The sequence below is a fragment of the Azospirillum sp. ST 5-10 genome (assembly GCF_051225715.1).
Lineage (GTDB): Bacteria > Pseudomonadota > Alphaproteobacteria > Azospirillales > Azospirillaceae > Azospirillum.
This window is the reverse complement of record NZ_JBPJSP010000008.1, coordinates 113,775-130,993: the sequence shown is the minus strand read 5'-3', so window position 1 is coordinate 130,993 and position 17,219 is coordinate 113,775. Positions and strand designations below refer to the sequence as shown.

Sequence of the window (17,219 nt, the reverse complement as noted above, 5' to 3'; positions counted from 1 at the left end):
CATGGACGTTCTCGTCGTATTCCTCCCGCTGCTGGCGTTCCTCGTCGCCGGCGCGATCGCGCTGTTCGCCGGCGCCCCCCATGACGACCACGGGCACGGCCACGGTCACGGCGACCACGGCCACGGCGGGCACAAGGCCGACTGGCGCGACACCGCCTCCCAGTTCGTCACCACCGGGGCGCTGCTGGTCTGCTTCGTGCTGTCCTGGGTGATCTTCTTCCAGGTCGTCTACGGCGGGCAGACGCGCACGACCGAGCTGTTCACCTGGATCGACGTCGGCACCTTCGAGCTGTCCTGGGCGCTGCGCATCGACCAGCTCACCGCCGTCATGCTGGTGGTGGTGAACTCCGTCTCGGCCATGGTGCACGTCTACTCCATCGGCTACATGAGCCACGACCCGAACAAGCCGCGGTTCATGGGCTATCTGTCGCTGTTCACCTTCTTCATGCTGATGCTGGTGACGGCGGACAACCTGGTGCAGATGTTCTTCGGCTGGGAGGGCGTCGGCCTCGCGTCCTACCTGCTGATCAATTTCTGGTACGAGAAGCCCTCGGCCAACAACGCGTCGATCAAGGCTTTCCTGGTCAACCGCGTCGGCGACTTCGGCTTCGCGCTCGGCATCTTCGCCATCTTCGTGCTGACCGGCTCGGTGCAGTTCGACGCCATCTTCGCCCGCGCGCCGGAGCTGGCGGACGCCACCATGCCGTTCCTGTCCTGGCAGGTGCCGGCGCTCACCACCGCCTGCCTGCTGCTGTTCATGGGCGCCATGGGCAAGTCGGCGCAGCTCGGCCTGCACACCTGGCTGCCCGACGCCATGGAGGGCCCGACCCCGGTGTCGGCCCTCATCCATGCCGCCACCATGGTGACCGCCGGCGTCTTCATGCTGTGCCGCCTGTCGCCGGTCTACGAGTACGCGCCGGCGGCGCTCGAGGTGGTGGCCGTGGTCGGTGCGCTGACGGCGTTCGTCGCCGCGACCATCGGCTTCACCCAGTTCGACATCAAGCGCGTCATCGCCTATTCGACGATGTCGCAGCTCGGCTACATGTTCTTCGCCATCGGCGTGTCGGCGTACAGCGCCGCCATGTTCCACCTGTTCACCCACGCCTTCTTCAAGGCGCTGCTGTTCCTGGGCGCCGGCTCGGTCATCCACGCCATGTCGGACGAGCAGGACATGCGGCACATGGGCGGCATCTGGAAGCACATCAAGTTCACCTACGCCTTCATGTGGATCGGCAACCTGGCGCTGGCCGGCCTGCCGTTCTTCGCCGGCTACTACTCCAAGGACATGATCCTGGAGGCGGCTTACGCCTCCCACAGCCCGGTCGGCGCCTTCGCCTTCTGGCTCGGCATCGCCGCCGCCGTGATGACCGCCTTCTATTCCTGGCGCCTGCTGATCATGACGTTCCACGGCCGGCCGCGCGCCAACGAGCACGTCATGGCCCACGTCCATGAGTCGCCGGCGGTGATGCTGGTGCCGCTCGCCGTCCTGGCGCTCGGCGCACTGTTCGCCGGCATGGTCTTCCACGAGGGCTTCATCGGCGACGGCCGCGAATCCTTCTGGGGCGAAGCGATCTTCGTCCTGCACGAACAGGACAGCATCGAGGCGGCGCACCACCACCTGCCGGGCTGGGTGCCGGTGCTGCCGATCTTCTGCGGCCTGTTCGGCATCGGGCTCGCCTACCTGCTCTACATGTTCTGGCCGGGCACGCCGGGCCGCATCGCCTCGGCGCTCTCCGGCGTCCACCAGTTCCTCTACAACAAGTGGTACTTCGACGAGCTCTACGACTGGGCCTTCGTCCGCCCGGCCCGCGCGCTCGGCTACGGCCTGTGGAAGTCGGGCGACGGCGCGGTGATCGACGGCGTCGGGCCGGACGGCATCGCCGCGGCGACGCGGGACGTCGCCGCCCGGGCCGCCCGCCTGCAGTCCGGCTACGTCTACCACTACGCGTTCGCCATGGTGATCGGCGTGGTCGCGCTGATCCTCTGGCTGTCGATGTTCGGCTGATCGGTTAAGGGGGAAGAAGAACAATGGCTGGCTGGCCGATCCTGTCGATCACGACGTTCCTGCCGCTGGTGGGCGCGCTGTTCATCCTGATCATCCGCGGCACGCCCGAGGATGTGAACCGCAACGCCCGCAACGTGGCGCTGTGGACGACCCTCATCACCTTCGTGCTGTCGCTGTTCATCTGGATCAACTTCGATCCCGCGAACCCCAACTACCAGATGGTGGAGAAGGTGGAGTGGATCCCCACCTTCAACATCGCCTACCACATGGGCGTCGACGGCATCTCGGTGCTGTTCGTCATCCTCTCCACCTTCCTCATGCCGCTGTGCATCCTCGCCAGCTGGGAGGCGATCGAACGGCGCGTCAAGGAGTACATGATCTCCTTCCTGGTCCTCGAGACCTTGATGATCGGCATGTTCTGCGCGCTCGACTTCGTCGTCTTCTACATGTTCTTCGAAGGCGTGCTCATCCCGATGTTCCTGATCATCGGCGTGTGGGGCGGGCCGCGGCGGGTCTATGCGGCGTTCAAGTTCTTCCTCTATACGCTGCTGGGCTCGGTGCTGATGCTGCTGGCGATCCTCGCCATGTACTTCCTCGCCGGCACCACCGACATCCCGACGATCACCGCCACGACGATCCCGCGCGACATGCAGATGTGGCTGTGGCTGGCCTTCTTCGCCTCCTTCGCGGTGAAGGTGCCGATGTGGCCGGTGCACACCTGGCTGCCCGACGCCCACGTCGAGGCGCCCACCGCCGGATCGGTGATCCTGGCCGGCGTGCTGCTGAAGATGGGCGGCTACGGCTTCCTGCGCTTCAACATCCCGATCATGCCGGAGGCGACCGAGTTCTTCACGCCGCTGGTCTACACCCTGTCGGTGGTGGCGGTGATCTACACCTCGCTGGTGGCACTGGCCCAGGAGGACATGAAGAAGCTGATCGCCTACTCCTCGGTCGCCCACATGGGCTTCGTGACGATCGGCATGTTCACCCTGAACCAGCAGGGCGTCGAGGGCTCGATCTTCCAGATGCTGTCGCACGGCATCGTCTCGGGCGCCCTGTTCCTGTGCGTGGGCGTCGTCTACGACCGCCTGCACACCCGCGAGATCGCCCGCTACGGCGGCCTCGTCCACAACATGCCGAAGTACGCCGTGGTCTTCATGTTCATGACCCTGGCGTCGGTCGGCCTGCCCGGCACCTCGGGCTTCGTCGGCGAGTTCCTGATCCTGCTGGGCGCCTTCCGCGACAACACCTGGGTGGCGACGCTCGCCGCCACCGGCCTCGTGCTCGGCGCCGCCTACGCGCTGTGGCTCTACCGCCGGGTGGTGTTCGGCAAGCTGACCCGCGACGACGTGCGGGCGATGCTGGACATGGGGCCGCGCGAGATCGCGGTGTTCGTGCCGCTGATCCTGGTGGTGCTGTGGATGGGCATCTACCCCTCGAGCTTCCTCGGCATGACCTCGGCCTCGGTCGAACAGCTCATCTCCGTCTACGAAACCAAGCTCGCCGCCGCCGCCGGCGGGTCCGAACTGGCCGCCCGCTAGAGGAAACGCCATGCTTGCACAGTTCCCCGACCTTTGGCCGGCGCTGCCGGAGATCTTCCTGGCCGTCGCCGGCATGGCGCTGCTGATGCTGGGCGTGTTCCGCGGCGACGGGGCGACGCGGCCGGTCGCCTATCTCGCCGTCGTCGCCATGCTGTTCGCCGCCATCCTGTCGCTCGGCCTCGGCGAGGCGAGGGTGGTGACCTTCAACGGCCTCTTCGTGATGGACGCCTTCGCGGTGTTCATGAAGATCCTGGTGCTGGTCGCCTCCTCGTTGGCGGTGCTGATGTCGCTCGGCTACATCGAGCGCGAGCAGATGAAGCGCTTCGAGTTCCCCGTCCTCATGCTGTTCGCCACGCTCGGCATGATGATGATGATCTCGGCCAACGACCTCATCTCGCTCTACGTCGGCCTGGAGACGCAGTCGCTGGCGCTCTACGTCATCGCCGCCTTCCGGCGCGATTCCGCGCGCTCGGCCGAAGCCGGCCTGAAGTACTTCGTCCTCGGGGCGCTGTCGTCCGGCCTGCTGCTCTACGGCGCGTCGCTGGTCTACGGCTTCGCCGGCACCACCAGCTTCGACCGCATCGCCGGCCTGTTCGGCGGCGGCGCCCACGCCTCCACCGGCGTCGTCATCGGCCTGGTGTTCGTCGCCGCCGGCCTGGCGTTCAAGATCTCCGCCGTGCCGTTCCACATGTGGACGCCGGACGTCTACGAGGGCGCGCCGACCCCGGTCACCGCCTTCTTCGCCGTCGCCCCGAAGATCGCCGCCGTCGCCCTGTTCACCCGCCTGCTGATCGAGCCGTTCGGCCACCTGCTGGAGCAGTGGCAGCAGATCGTCATCGTCGCCTCGGTCCTGTCGATGATCCTCGGCTCCTTCGCCGCGATCGTGCAGACCAACATCAAGCGGCTGATGGCCTATTCGTCGATCGGCCACGTCGGCTACGCCCTGGTCGGCCTCGCCACCGGCACCGAGGTGGGCGTGCGCGGCGTGCTGATCTACATGGCCATCTACCTCTTCATGAACGTCGGCACCTTCGGCGTCATCCTCTGCATGAAGCAGAACGGCCGCATGGTGGAGGAGGTGAAGGACCTCGGCGGCCTCGCCCGCACCAACCCGATGCTGGCGGCGGCCATGGCGATCTTCATGTTCTCCATGGCCGGCATCCCGCCGATGGCCGGCTTCTTCGGCAAACTCTACGTCTTCCTCGCCGCCATCGAGGCGCAGCTCTACACGCTCGCCGTCATCGGCGTGCTGACCAGCGTGGTGGGCGCCTACTACTATCTGCGCATCATCAAGATCATGTACTTCGACGAGCCGGTGGAGACGCTCGACCGCGTCGGCGAGGACGGCATGACGGCGATCCTGGTGGGCACCGGTCTGTTCACCCTGCTGTTCTTCGTCATTCCCGGGCCGATCCTGAACAGCGCGGCGGCGGCGGCGCACACCCTGTTCGCGGGATGACCGACGCGGCGGCCGCGGGGGCGGGCGGGCTGCGCCTGCCCCCGGGCTTTCGGGTGGTGGCCTACGACGCCGTCGGCAGCACCAACGACGTGGCCAGGGACCTGGCGCGCTCCGGGTGTCCGGAGCGCACCGTCGTCTGGGCGCGTCGCCAGACGGCGGGACGCGGCCGGCGCGGTCGCGCCTGGAGTTCCGTCGAGGGCAACCTCTATCTCTCGACCATCCTGCGCCCCCCGGTCGCCGTCGCCGAGGCGGCGCAGCTGTCGTTCGTCGCCGCGCTCGCCATCGCCGAGACCGCCTCGTCCTTCCTGCCGCCGGACGCCGCGGTCCGCTGCAAGTGGCCCAACGACGTGCTGGTCGGCGGGCGCAAGCTGTCGGGCATCCTGCTGGAGTGCGAGGCGACGGCGGACGGCGGTCTGGCGTGGATGGTGCTGGGCGTCGGCGTCAACCTCCGGCATGCACCGGCCGATGCGGAGTATCCCGCGACCTCGCTGGCCGCCGAGGGGGCGGTCGGCGCCGAACCGGCGGCGGCGGCGGAACGCTTCATAGCGGCGCTCGCCCGCTGGCTCGACCGCTGGCGCGGCGAGGGCTTCGCCGCGGTGCGCGCCGCTTGGCTGGGGCGGGCGGCCGGGGTCGGCGGGCCGGTGGTGGTCCGCCTGGCGGACCGTACGCTGCATGGCACGTTTGCGGACCTGGACAGCGACGGCGTTCTGCTGCTTGATCGCCAGGACGGCGGTGGGCGGCAGCGCATCGCCGCCGGCGACGTGTTCTTTCCGGGCATCCCGCCGGTGCCCCGAGCGGAAGGGGAAGAGGGCTGACATGCTGCTCGCCATCGACGCCGGCAACACCAACGTCGTCTTCGCCGTCTACGAGGGCGGGGTGCAGCGCGGCCTCTGGCGCATCGCCACCGACCCCAAGCGGACCGCCGACGAGTACATGGTCTGGCTCACCCACCTCATGGCCCTGCGGGCCCTGGCGCCGGGCGACGTCGACGGCTGCATCGTCGCCAGCGTGGTGCCCGGCGCCACCTTCAACCTCAAGCGCCTGTGCAAGGACCATTTCGGCTGCGAGCCGATGATCGTCGGCCAGCCGACCGTCAGCCTCGGCGCCAAGGCGGTGGTCGAGCGCCCCGACGAGGTGGGCGCCGACCGCCTGGTCAACGCGGTGTCGGCCGCGGCGAGCTACCCGCTGCCGCTGATCGTCATCGACTTCGGCACCGCGACCACGTTCGACGTGGTGGACGAGGACGGCAACTACCGCGGCGGCGTCATCGCGCCGGGCATCAACCTGTCTCTGGAGGCGCTGCACATGGCGGCCTCCAAGCTGCCGCGCGTGGAGATCGTGCAGCCCGACGCGGTGATCGGGCGCAACACGGTGCAGTGCATGCAGTCCGGCATCTTCTGGGGCTACATCGGCCTGATCGAGGGGCTGGTGGCGCGCATCCGCGCGGAGTACGGGCGGCCGATGACGGTCGTCGGCACCGGCGGCCTCGCTGTACTGTTCGCCAAGGCGACCCATGTCATTGAGCACACGGACGCGGAGCTCACGCTGCGCGGCCTCCTCCTGATCTACCAGCGCAACACGGCAGCATGAGCATTCCGGCCAGCGGCACCCCCGGGCAGGCCCGCCCTTCCTCCTCCGCCTCGTTCTCGCCGGATGGCGACGGTCTCTATTTCGTGCCGCTGGGCGGCTCGGGCGAGATCGGCATGAACCTCAATCTCTACGGGCATCGCGGCAAGTGGCTGATGGTCGACCTCGGCATCTCCTTCGCCGACGACACCATGCCGGGCCTCGACGTCATCATGCCCGACCCGACCTTCATCGCCGAGCAGCGCGAGAACCTCGTCGGCATCGTCCTGACGCACGCCCACGAGGACCATCTCGGCGCCGTGCAGTACCTGTGGCCGGGCCTCGATTGTCCGGTCTACGCGACGCCCTTCACGGCGTCGGTGCTGCGCGCCAAGCTGTACGAGCGGGCGCTGGCCCAGCGCGTGCCGATCGTCGAGGTGCCGCCCGGCGGCAGCGTCGAGGCCGGGCCCTTCCGGGTCGAGTACGTGACGGTCACCCACTCGATCCCCGAGCCCAGCGCCCTGGCGATCCGCACCGCCGCCGGCACGGTCCTGCACACCGGCGACTGGAAGCTCGACCCGGCGCCGCAGGTCGGCCCGGTGGCCGACGAGGCGCGGCTGCGCCGGATCGGCGACGAGGGCGTCCTCGCCATGCTGTGCGACAGCACCAACGCCCTGGTGCCCGGCCGGTCCGGGTCGGAGGCCGAGGTGCGGGCGGCGCTGACCGAGCTGATCGGCCGCTACCCCAACCGCATCGCCGTCACCTGCTTCGCCACCAACGTGGCGCGGCTGGAGAGCATCGCCGCGGCGGCGGCGCACCACGGCCGCAACGTCGCCCTGGTCGGCCGCTCGCTCTGGCGCATCAACGAGGCGGCGCGGTCCACCGGCTATCTCCGCGACACGCCGCCCTTCCTCACCGAGCACGACGCCAGCTTCCTGCCGCGCGACAAGCTGGTGCTGATCTGCACCGGCAGCCAGGGCGAGCCGCGCTCGGCGCTGGCCCGCATCGCCGCCGACGACCATCCCCAGGTCTCGCTGGAGCCGGGCGACACGGTGGTCTTCTCCTCGCGCGAGATCCCCGGCAACGAGCGCGCCATCGGCCGCGTCCAGAACCTGCTGGCGGCGCGGGGCATCGGCGTCGTCACCGCCGACCACGCGCCGGTGCACGTCTCCGGGCATCCCGCCCAGGAGGAGCTGGTGCAGATGTACCAGTGGATCCGCCCGCGCATCGCCGTGCCGGTGCACGGCGAGCAGCGCCACCAACTGGAGCACGCACGGCTGGCCCGCGCCTGCCAGGTCGCCGAGACGGTGGTGCCCGGCAACGGCGACGTCATCCGCCTGGCGCCCGGCCCGGCCGAGGTGGTGGCGCAGGTGCACGCCGGCCGCTGGGCGCTCGACGGCAGGAAGCTGGTGCCGCTCGACACCGGGCTGATGCGCGCCCGCCACCGCATGGTGCACAACGGCGCGGCGGTCGCCACCCTGGTGCTGAACGGCAGGGGCGAGCTGGTCACGGCACCCCAGGTCGCCATCATGGGGCTGCTGGAGGACGGCGCCGAACGCGACGCCGTCCTCGACGTCGTCGACGCGGTGCGGGAAGCCGTGGCGGCGCTGCCGCGGGCGGCGCGCCTCGACGACGCCCAGGTGCGCGAGGCCGCCCGCATCGCCGTGCGCCGCTGCTTCAACGCGTCGCACGGGAAGAAGCCGGTGACCGAGGTGCATCTGGTGCGCGTCTGAAGGACAATAAGCAGGAACGAACCCCCGGGGGACCACCATGATCGGCAAGCTGAACCACGTCGCCATCGCCGTGCCCGACCTCGCCGCGGCGACCGCCCTCTACCGCGACACCCTGGGCGCCACCGTCTCGGAGCCGCTGGACCAGCCGGCCCACGGCGTCACGGTGGTGTTCATCACCCTGCCCAACACCAAGGTCGAGCTGCTGCATCCGCTGGGCGGCACGTCGCCCATCGCCGCCTTCCTCGAGAAGAACCCGGCCGGCGGCATCCACCACATCTGCTACGAGGTGGAGGACATCCTGGCCGCCCGCGACAAGCTGAAGGCGGAAGGCGCGCGCGTGCTGGGCGACGGCAACCCCAAGATCGGCGCCCACGACAAGCCGGTGCTCTTCCTCCACCCCAAGGACTTCTGCGGCACCCTGGTGGAACTGGAGCAGGCGTGAACGGGAGAGGAGCAGCATGGGCCTGGTGACCGGCATCGCCGTCTATTTCGTCGTCTGGTGGGTCGTCCTGTTCGCGGTGCTGCCCTGGGGCGTGCGCCCGCCGGACGAGCCGGAGCCGGGCACCGCCGAAAGCGCGCCGCAGAAGCCGCGCATCCTGCTGAAGTTCGCCGTGACGTCGGTGGTCGCCGCGGTGGTGTGGACGGGCATCTACCTCGTCGTCATGTCCGACCTGATCTCGTTTCGCGAGATGGCGAAGGGGCTGTAGGGGTGGGCGCCGCCACCTACTGCGAGGCAGCCCTCGGCCATCCCGTCCACGCTCCCTACCACGACGGGGAGTACGGCTTTCCCGTCGCCGACGACCGCGTGCTGTTCGAGCGGCTGGTGCTGGAGATCAACCAGGCCGGCCTCTCCTGGCTCACCATCCTGAAGAAGCGGGACGCCTTCCGGGCCGCCTTCGACGGGTTCGACATCGATCGGGTCGCCGCCTACGGCGAGGCCGACCGCGCCCGCCTGCTGGCCGACGCCGGCATCGTCCGCAACCGGCTGAAGGTCGATGCCGCCATCGAGAACGCCCGCCGCCTCGTCGCGCTCCGGGCCGAATACGGCTCCTTCGCCGGCTGGCTCGCCGCCCACCACCCGCTCGCCAAGCCGGAGTGGGTGACGCTGTTCAGGCGCACCTTCCGCTTCACCGGCGGCGAGATCGTCGGCGAGTTTCTGATGAGCATCGGCTACCTGCCCGGCGCCCATCATCCCGGCTGCCCGGTACACGCGACGATCCTCGCCCGGAATCCGCCCTGGTCGGCGGTGCCGTAGGAGAATCTGCGTCGCTGTCGGCATATGGCGTTCGGTATGCTCGCCTTTGCCGACGCCGTGCCGTATGAAGGTGGCGCAACGAGGCGCCGCATGCAGTCCGACGAAGCCGTTTCCGCCAGCCCGCCGTCCCGTCGTCCGCGCACCGTGCCCATCCTGTGGCTGCTGCTGGCGGCGTCGGTCCTCGGTCCGGCGGTGATCCTGGCCCTGTTCGGCGCCTTGTCCTACCGCGACGACGTGGCGCGGTCGCGCGTCACCTTGCTGACCCAGGTCGACGTCCTGTACGAGCATTCCCTGCGCGTGTTCGATCTGCACCGCGTCGTCGTCGACCGGGTGCGGGAACTGGCGCAATCGCGCCGGGGCGACGAGGCGGGGCTGCACGCGGCGCTCAAAGGGCTGGTGACGCAGCTCCGTCCCCTGTCCTCGATCTGGGTCCTCGACCGCACCGGCCGGCCGCTGGCGACGTCCGTCGCCTTCCCCGTCGCGCCGTCGCTCGACCTGTCCGACCGCGACTACTTCGTCGGCCTGCGCGATCACGCCGGTCGCGACTTCTACGTCAGCGAGATCGGGCGGGGGCGGGTGGACGGAGCGCTGTTCTTCACCCTGGCGGTGCCGCTGCGCGACGGCGCCGGCCGCTTCGACGGGCTGATCGCGGTGTCCGCCGATCCCGCCTATTTCAGCGACGCCTATCCCCGGCTGCTGCTGGACAGCCGGTTCGAGATCGCCGGCCTGCTGCGCGACGACGGGGCGATCCTCGCCCGCTACCCGGCCGTCTACCCCGCGCCCGAGCCGCCCTTTCCCCGGCTGCCGGCGGACCGGGGGCTGCTGCGGGCGATCGTCACGGACCCCGAGCGCGGCACCTACACCTACGAGACCTGGCGCGACGGCGTCCCGCGGACCTTCGCCTACCGCCGCCTGGAGGAGCTGCCGCTCTACGTCGTGGTGGCCCGCTCGACGGCCGACGTCGCCGCGATGTGGCGGCACAGGATGCTCGGCTTCCTGCCGGCCTGGGCGGCGGCGACCGTCATCCTCGGCGCCGCCACCCTGTTCGCGTTGCGCCACGCCGCCCGCGAGCAGCGCGCGCTGGACGCGCTGCGCGACGAGGTGGAGCGGCGCGACAAGGCGGAGGAGGCGCTGCGCCGCACCCAGCGCTTCGAGGCGATGGGCCAGCTGACCGGCGGCGTGGCGCACGACTTCAACAACGTGCTGCAGGGCATCGGCGGCTGCCTCGCCGTGCTCGAGCCCTACGTTCCGGCCGGCAACCCGCGGCTGCTGTTCGACGCCGCCCGCCAGAGCATCGGCCGCGGCGCGCGCCTCACGCAGGCGCTGCTGGCCTTCGCCCGGCGGCAGATGCTGGCGCCCGAGCCGACCGACCTGCGCGAGCTTCTCGAGGGCATGCGGCCCCTCCTGGAGCGCACCCTGGGCGGCATGATCGCGGTGGAGATCGAGGCGCCGAAGGAGACGGCCCCGGCGCTGGTCGACCGCGCCCAGCTCGAGTCCGCCATCCTCAACCTGGCGATCAACGCCCGCGACGCCATGCCGGGCGGCGGCCGGCTCACCCTGCGGACCGGCGGCGTCACGGTCGCCCGCCGCGGCGAGCCCGGCCGTCCGCCGGACCTGGAGCCCGGCGCCTACGTGACCGTCAGCGCCGCCGACACCGGGACCGGCATGGACGAGGCGACCGTCGCCCGCGTCTTCGAGCCCTTCTTCACCACCAAGGAGGTGGGCAAGGGCTCCGGCCTCGGCCTGGCCATGGTCCACGGGATGGCGATGCAGCTTGGCGGCGGGGTCGCCGTCGCCAGCACCGTCGGCGTCGGCACCACGGTGACCATCTATCTGCCCCGCGCCGCCGCCGCGGCGCCGTCCCCGTCGCCGCCGCGGGTGGAGGTGGTGCCGGAGGAGGGGCGCAGCGTGCTCCTGGTCGACGACGACGCCGTCATCCGCCTCGCCGCCCAGGCGCTGCTGGAGTCGGTCGGCTACCGGGTGCTGACGGCCGGCGACGGCCCCGAGGCGCTGCGCGTCCTGGGCGAGGAGGGGCCGGTGGATGCGCTGGTCACCGACTACGCCATGCCCGGGATGACGGGAGCCGCGCTGGCGCGCGAGGCGCGCCGGCGGCTGCCGGGCCTGCCGGTGATGGTGATCACCGGATACGCCGACGCGCCCGACGGTCTCGACTGCGACGCCGTCCTGCAGAAGCCGTTCCGGCCGGAGGAGCTGACGGCGCGCCTCGCCGAGATCGTGCGGCGGGGACGCCGGCGGAACGCGCCGGGCGGCGTCGGGCGCATGGCCGGCGAGACGAGCGCCTGAGCCCGCCGGGGCCGGCCGGCGTGGCGGTGTCCCGAAACCGTAACCTTGGTCTGCTAGTGAAGGGACCCTTCACGGATGCCCCGGCGGGCGCCGCCGCGCCCGCCGACGGGACAGGCAGGAGGGAAACGGGACCATGGGAATCGCCAAGACTCTGGCCGCCGGTGCGGTCGTGCTGTCGCTCTTCGGCGGGGTCGCCAGCGCCGCGCCGTCGGGAACGCTGACGGTCTACACCTCGCAGCCGAGCGACCAGATGGCCGCGGTGGTCAAGGCCTTCAACGAGGCCTACCCGGGCGTCACGGTCGAGCTGTTCCGCTCCGGCACCACCGAGGTGATGAACAAGCTGCAGGCCGAGTTCGCCGCCGGCGCCCCCAAGGCCGACGTCGTCCTCATCGCCGACGCCGTCGCCACCACGCAGCTCAAGGCCGACGGCCGGCTGCTGGCCTACACGGATGCCCCGGTCGGGGCGGTCCCGGCGGCGCTGATCGATCCCGACCGCACCTTCTTCGGCACCAAGCTGATCACCACCGGCATCGTCTACAACACCAGCCTGGTCAAGACGCCGCCCGGCTCGTGGAAGGACCTCCTGGCCCCCGAGGCCGCCAAGGCGACGATCATGCCGAGCCCGCTCTATTCCGGTGCCGCCGCCATCCACGTCGCCACCATGGTGCTGCAGCCGCAGTTCGGCTGGGACTACTACGGGGCGCTGGCCGACGGCGGGGCGGTCGCCGGCAAGGGCAACGGCTCGGTCCTCGAGGCGGTCGCCCGCGGCGAGAAGGCCTACGGGATCATCATCGAGTACATGGCCCTCAACGCCAAGGAGAAGGGCTCGCCGCTGGAGTTCGTGGTGCCGGAGGAGGGGGTGAGCGTCATCACCCAGCCCGTCGCCATCCTCAAGACCGCCGGCAACGTCGAGGCGGCCAAGGCCTTCGTCGACTGGCAGCTCTCGCAGGCCGCCCAGCGCCAGGCGGTGGAGCAGGGCTACTACCCCGCCATCCCCTCGCTGGAGCCGCCGAAGGGCTACCCGGCGCTGTCCAAGGTCCGCATCCTGGAGGCCGATCCGGCCGTCATGCTGAAGACGGACGAGGCGATGAAGAAGACCTTCGCGGACCTGTTCGGCGGCTGACGCGTGGCCGACGCCGCCTTGGCGGGCGCCCGGCGGTTCGGGCGCCCGGTCCTGCCCGTTCTCACCGCGCAGGCGCTGCTGCTGGCCGCCCTGTCGCTCTACGTCGGCGTCCTCGCCCTGTGGCCGCTGCTGCGCCTGTTCGCCGAGGCGCTGGCCGGCGACGGCGGCCCGTTCGCCCTTCTGGCCGAGGTGTGGGCGAGCCGGGCGACGCAGCGCGCGCTCGCCAACACCCTGGAGGCGGGCGTCTGGTCGTCGCTGCTGGCGGTGGTGCTGGGCACCGGGACGGCGCTGGCGGTCGGCCTGACCGACGTCCGCGGCAAGGCGGCGCTCGTCTTCCTGCTGCTGCTGCCGCTTCTCGTCCCGCCGCAGATCACCGCGCTCGCCTGGCTGGAACTGGCCGGACCGTCCAGCCCGGTCCTCGGCCTGCTCGGCCTCGCCCCGCCGCCCGGCACCACCAATCCCCTCTATTCGCCGGGGGGCGTCATCCTGGTGATGGGCGTCGAGCACGCGACCATCGTCTTCCTCGCCGTGCGCGCCGGGCTGCGGGCGCTGCCGCGCGACCTCGTTGAGGCGGCGCGGCTGGCCGGCGCCGGGCCGCGGCGGGTGGTGGTCGGTATCGTCCTGCCGCTGCTGCGCCCGGCCGTGCTGGCCGGCGGCGCGCTCGCCTTCGTCTCGGCCATCGGCAATTTCGGGGTGCCGGCCCTGCTCGGCATCCCCGGCCGCTACCCGCTGCTGACCACGCTCATCTACCAGCGGCTCAACGGCTTCGGGCCGAAGGTGCTGGGCGAGGTGGCGGCCCTGGCGATGATCCTGGCGGCGCTGGCGGCGGCCGGCCTGGCGGTGCGCGCGGCGCTGGCGGCGCGCGGCGGCGCGGTGGTCGACCGCACCGGCGGCGGGGCGCCGCCCTTCGCCCTCGGCCGCTGGCGGCCCTGGCTGGAGGCCGGGCTGTGGGGCGGCCTGACGCTGCTGTCGGTGCTGCCGCTGTGCGCCCTGCTGGCGACCTCGCTCAGCCCGGCCCTGGGGGTGCCGCTGGGGCCGGACAGCGCCACCCTCGCCAACTACCGCTTCGCCCTGGTCGAGCAGGAGGCGGTGCGCCGCGCCTTCGCCAACAGCTTCGCCCTGGCCGCGGCCGCCGCGGTGGTGTCGGCGCTGGTCAGCGTGCCGCTCGCCTATCTCCTGGTGTTCCGGCGCAGCCGCCTCGCCCGCGTCCTCGACCTCGTCGCCGACGCCCCCTACGCCGTCCCCGGCATCGTCCTGTCGATCGCCGCGATCCTGGTGTTCCTGCAGCCGCTGCCGCTCCTGGGGATCGGCCTCTACGGGACGGTGTGGATCATCCTCGCCGCCTACCTCGCCCGCTTCCTGGCGCTCGCCCTGCGGCCGGCGCTGGCCGGCATGGAGCAGCTCGACCGCACGCTCGAGGAGGCGGCGCAGATGGCCGGGGCGGGGCTGCTGCGCCGGCTGGCCACGGTGGTGCTGCCGCTGGCCGCCCCGTCGGCCGCCGCCGGCGGGCTTCTCGTGTTCATGACCGCGTTCAACGAGCTGACGGTCTCGGCGCTGCTGTGGTCCACCGGCAACGAGACCTTGGGGGTGATGGTGTTTTCGCTGCACTATGAAGGGAACTCGCCGGCCGCCGCCGCGGTGGCGGCGGTCAGCGTCCTGGTGACCGTCGTCCTGGCGCTGCTCGTCGGCCTCGCCGGGCGGCGGCTTCCCGACGGGGTGGTGCCGTGGCGAGCGTGAGCCTGCAGGGCGTGACCCGGCGCTTCGCGGCGACGCGGGCCGTCGACGGCGTGTCGCTCGAGGTGCGCGACGGCGAGTTCCTGGCGCTGCTCGGCCCGTCCGGCTGCGGCAAGACGACCCTGCTGCGCCTGGTCGCCGGCTTCGAGGCTCCGGACGAGGGCCGCATCCGCATCGGCGGGGAGCCGGTCGCCGAGCCCGGGCGGGTGGTGCCGCCGGAGCGGCGGGGGCTCGGCATGGTGTTCCAGTCCTACGCGCTGTGGCCGCACATGACGGTGGCCGAGAACGTCGCCTACGCCCTCAAGGTGCGCCGCCTGCCGGCGGCGGAACGGGCGGAGCGGGTGGCCCGCGCGCTCGACCTGGTCGGCCTGGCCGGACTGGCGGCGCGGCGGCCGCAGCAGCTCTCCGGCGGCCAGCGCCAGCGCGTGGCGCTGGCCCGCTGCCTCGCCATGCGGCCGCCGGTCGTCCTGCTGGACGAACCGCTGGCCAACCTGGACGCCCACCTGCGCGACGCCATGCAGGGCGAGTTCCAGCGCTTCCACCGCGAGATCGGCGCCACCTTCCTCTACGTCACCCACGACCAGGGCGAGGCGATGGCGCTGGCCGACCGGGTGGCGGTGATGAGCGCGGGGCGGATCGAGCAGGTGGCGCCGCCACGCGACCTCTACCGCACACCGGCGACGGCCATGGTGGCGGCCTTCGTCGGCCGCGGCATGCTGGTGCCGGTGACGGTCGGCGGGCCGGTCGGCGACGGGCGCACGGCGGTCGATCTCTGGGGGCATCGCATCCTCGCCCGGGGCGACGGCCGGCCCGGCGAGGAACGGCTGCTCTGCCTGCGCCCCGGCGACCTGGAGCTGGCCGGGCCCGCCGGCACCGTGTCCGCGCGGGTGCGGGCGGTGGCGTTCCAGGGCGCCGCCTCCCGGGTGTCGGTGGCGGCGGGGCCGGAGGGCGCCGAGCTGCACCTCGAAACCGCCGGCGAACCTCCGGCGCCTGGGGCCGCCGTGGGCGTCCGGGTGCGCGACGGCTGGCTGGTCCCCGCGGGCTGACGGACGGTGCGGGCCGCCGACAGAGATGGGCAAGCGCCGGATTCCCCCTCTGGCGTCCCGCACCCCTTCACCGTACGTCGAATCCCTGTCCTTCACGCCTATGAAGTGGGCGATCTCATGCCCAGTGCTTAAGCGAATGCCTGACCTCTGGGCGATGCAGTAGAAATGGCGGTCGGATGAAGGTGGCACTTCCAATTTGGTCTTGCCTTGTTCGGGGAGTGGCCGCACACTTACATGGTGACGAGAGTTTTTCGCTCTCCGACCGACGCCTGGTGGCGATTCCTCCCTAGACTTGGGCCGCGCGGCAACCGCTTCGCGGTCCTTTTTTTGTTCGCACACTTGACGACGCCGTCGCGACACGTCACCACTGGAACAGGGCGGCACGGTCGTCCGCGCGACGACCGGCGGGGGATTTTTCCTTAAGGCTCTGTTAAGGTAGGAACTTCAAAAGTCTGGGCTCGAACGAAAGGGCCGCGGAAGGAGGATGAGGGCCGCGGTCGGTTGTTGTGCGTGAAATGCGGCCGGACGTTGCGGTGGTCCGGCCCGGGAACGGAGCGGGATTGAGGCGTGGCATGACCGCGAACGAGAACGAGCGATTCGAGCAATTCGCCGCGGTCCTCCAGACCGAGCTGCTCGAGCGGACCAAGAAGACCATGGAGCTTCTCGTTCCCGAGAAGGAGCCGTGCGCCCGGTTGCCGTTCGCCCAGACGCCCTCCTTCTTCGACATCTACAGCGAGGTGGTGCGGGTCGGCATCTTCCCGGTGGTGCTCAGCCGGCGGCCGGTGCGGGCCATCGTCGGCGACGTCGACTGGGCGCGCGAGGGACGGGAGTACCTGCTCAGCGTGCTCGACGACCGCACCAACGCCGTGTTCACGTCGTGGGACTATGCCTGGGACGCGCTGTGGGACGAGCGCAAGGCGCCGGCCTCCACGTCGGCGCAGCCGGAGCGCCGGCGCGGCTTCCTCGGCTCCCTGTTCGGGCGGCGCGGCCAGCCCAAGCCGGAATCGCGCCCCGCCAACGAGGAGGGCGCGGTGATGGAAGGGCTCTACAGCATGCTGAACCGGCTGTCGGACAAGAAGGGCTATCTGCCGCTCTTCCACGACGATCTGCGGGTGTTCAAGGCGCTGGTGCGGGTGAAGCCGGCGCGGGTGCTGGCGGCCTCCAAGGAGCTGGCGCAGTACCACCGGCAGGAGTTCGAGATGACCGGTCACGACCAGGCCAAGACCGGCGTCCTGTCCGACGCCCTGCAGAAATGGCAGTTCAACCTGCCCGACCGCATCGGCGAGTTCCTGGTGGTCAAGGCGGCGGTGGACTTCGAGCACGTCAACAAGCAGTTCATCGGCAAGTTCATCCGGCAGTCCGCGCGCACGCAGGAGGAGGCGGAGCGCGGGATGCCCTACCTGACCCTCTACTGGAAGGCGATGTCCAACGCCGTCCTCGTGCAGGAGTGACC

The 17,219-nt window shown here is 71.0% G+C and carries 14 protein-coding genes; all 14 read left to right on the top strand.

The window, feature by feature from the left end:
- Nucleotide 1 precedes the first annotated feature (1 nt).
- The 14 genes from nuoL to ACSBPG_RS11835 all read left to right on the top strand — a co-directional run bounded on the left by nuoL (nucleotide 2) and on the right by ACSBPG_RS11835 (nucleotide 17,217).
- Nucleotides 2-2,005, top strand: a complete 2,004-nt coding sequence (gene nuoL, locus ACSBPG_RS11900; protein WP_435537377.1) for an NADH-quinone oxidoreductase subunit L — start codon at nucleotides 2-4, stop codon at nucleotides 2,003-2,005.
- A gap of 23 nt (nucleotides 2,006-2,028) precedes the next feature.
- On the top strand, nucleotides 2,029-3,546 hold the full coding sequence (locus ACSBPG_RS11895; protein WP_435537376.1) for an NADH-quinone oxidoreductase subunit M: 1,518 nt from the start codon (nucleotides 2,029-2,031) through the stop codon (nucleotides 3,544-3,546).
- Between the two features lie 10 nt (nucleotides 3,547-3,556).
- On the top strand, nucleotides 3,557-5,005 hold the full coding sequence (gene nuoN, locus ACSBPG_RS11890; protein WP_435537375.1) for an NADH-quinone oxidoreductase subunit NuoN: 1,449 nt from the start codon (nucleotides 3,557-3,559) through the stop codon (nucleotides 5,003-5,005).
- Nucleotides 5,002-5,820 (top strand): biotin--[acetyl-CoA-carboxylase] ligase, encoded by an 819-nt coding sequence (locus tag ACSBPG_RS11885; RefSeq protein WP_435537374.1) that lies wholly within the window; start codon nucleotides 5,002-5,004, stop codon nucleotides 5,818-5,820. The genes nuoN and ACSBPG_RS11885 overlap by 4 nt, the downstream gene beginning before the upstream one ends.
- Before the next feature lies 1 nt (nucleotide 5,821).
- The gene (locus tag ACSBPG_RS11880) at nucleotides 5,822-6,595 is read left to right on the top strand and encodes a type III pantothenate kinase (protein ID WP_435537373.1); all 774 of its coding nucleotides are present in this window, start codon (nucleotides 5,822-5,824) and stop codon (nucleotides 6,593-6,595) included.
- Nucleotides 6,592-8,304 (top strand): ribonuclease J, encoded by a 1,713-nt coding sequence (locus tag ACSBPG_RS11875; protein WP_435537372.1) that lies wholly within the window; start codon nucleotides 6,592-6,594, stop codon nucleotides 8,302-8,304. The genes ACSBPG_RS11880 and ACSBPG_RS11875 overlap by 4 nt, the downstream gene beginning before the upstream one ends.
- 37 nt (nucleotides 8,305-8,341) lie before the next feature.
- Entirely contained in the window at nucleotides 8,342-8,746 is a 405-nt protein-coding gene (gene mce, locus ACSBPG_RS11870; protein WP_435537371.1) for a methylmalonyl-CoA epimerase, read from the top strand.
- 16 nt (nucleotides 8,747-8,762) lie between these two features.
- Nucleotides 8,763-9,011: a DUF1467 family protein gene (locus ACSBPG_RS11865; protein ID WP_435537370.1), complete on the top strand. Its 249-nt coding sequence runs from the start codon at nucleotides 8,763-8,765 to the stop codon at nucleotides 9,009-9,011.
- A 2-nt stretch (nucleotides 9,012-9,013) separates the two neighbouring features.
- Complete coding sequence (locus ACSBPG_RS11860; RefSeq protein ID WP_435537369.1) at nucleotides 9,014-9,559, top strand: DNA-3-methyladenine glycosylase I; 546 nt, start codon at nucleotides 9,014-9,016, stop codon at nucleotides 9,557-9,559.
- Between the two features lie 90 nt (nucleotides 9,560-9,649).
- Nucleotides 9,650-11,863, top strand: coding sequence for a response regulator (locus ACSBPG_RS11855; RefSeq protein WP_435537368.1), 2,214 nt, complete (start codon nucleotides 9,650-9,652; stop codon nucleotides 11,861-11,863).
- A gap of 133 nt (nucleotides 11,864-11,996) precedes the next feature.
- Nucleotides 11,997-12,986, top strand: a complete 990-nt coding sequence (locus ACSBPG_RS11850; protein ID WP_435537367.1) for an ABC transporter substrate-binding protein — start codon at nucleotides 11,997-11,999, stop codon at nucleotides 12,984-12,986.
- 3 nt (nucleotides 12,987-12,989) lie between these two features.
- Complete coding sequence (locus ACSBPG_RS11845) at nucleotides 12,990-14,723, top strand: ABC transporter permease (protein ID WP_435537366.1); 1,734 nt, start codon at nucleotides 12,990-12,992, stop codon at nucleotides 14,721-14,723.
- Nucleotides 14,711-15,766, top strand: a complete 1,056-nt coding sequence (locus ACSBPG_RS11840) for an ABC transporter ATP-binding protein (RefSeq protein WP_435537365.1) — start codon at nucleotides 14,711-14,713, stop codon at nucleotides 15,764-15,766. The genes ACSBPG_RS11845 and ACSBPG_RS11840 overlap by 13 nt, the downstream gene beginning before the upstream one ends.
- 572 nt (nucleotides 15,767-16,338) lie before the next feature.
- Nucleotides 16,339-17,217 (top strand): hypothetical protein, encoded by an 879-nt coding sequence (locus ACSBPG_RS11835; RefSeq protein WP_435537364.1) that lies wholly within the window; start codon nucleotides 16,339-16,341, stop codon nucleotides 17,215-17,217.
- The last annotated feature ends 2 nt before the right edge of the window (nucleotides 17,218-17,219 follow it).

Excerpts from the sequence above, each read along its gene's own strand:
- nuoL (WP_435537377.1), top strand. The coding sequence starts at position 2 with ATGGACGTTCTCGTCGTATTCCTCCCGCTGCTGGCGTTCCTCGTCGCC.
- ACSBPG_RS11895 (WP_435537376.1), top strand. The coding sequence starts at position 2,029 with ATGGCTGGCTGGCCGATCCTGTCGATCACGACGTTCCTGCCGCTGGTG.
- nuoN (WP_435537375.1), top strand. The coding sequence starts at position 3,557 with ATGCTTGCACAGTTCCCCGACCTTTGGCCGGCGCTGCCGGAGATCTTC.
- ACSBPG_RS11885 (WP_435537374.1), top strand. The coding sequence starts at position 5,002 with ATGACCGACGCGGCGGCCGCGGGGGCGGGCGGGCTGCGCCTGCCCCCG.
- ACSBPG_RS11880 (WP_435537373.1), top strand. The coding sequence starts at position 5,822 with ATGCTGCTCGCCATCGACGCCGGCAACACCAACGTCGTCTTCGCCGTC.
- ACSBPG_RS11875 (WP_435537372.1), top strand. The coding sequence starts at position 6,592 with ATGAGCATTCCGGCCAGCGGCACCCCCGGGCAGGCCCGCCCTTCCTCC.
- mce (WP_435537371.1), top strand. The coding sequence starts at position 8,342 with ATGATCGGCAAGCTGAACCACGTCGCCATCGCCGTGCCCGACCTCGCC.
- ACSBPG_RS11865 (WP_435537370.1), top strand. The coding sequence starts at position 8,763 with ATGGGCCTGGTGACCGGCATCGCCGTCTATTTCGTCGTCTGGTGGGTC.
- ACSBPG_RS11855 (WP_435537368.1), top strand. The coding sequence starts at position 9,650 with ATGCAGTCCGACGAAGCCGTTTCCGCCAGCCCGCCGTCCCGTCGTCCG.
- ACSBPG_RS11850 (WP_435537367.1), top strand. The coding sequence starts at position 11,997 with ATGGGAATCGCCAAGACTCTGGCCGCCGGTGCGGTCGTGCTGTCGCTC.
- ACSBPG_RS11835 (WP_435537364.1), top strand. The coding sequence starts at position 16,339 with ATGACCGCGAACGAGAACGAGCGATTCGAGCAATTCGCCGCGGTCCTC.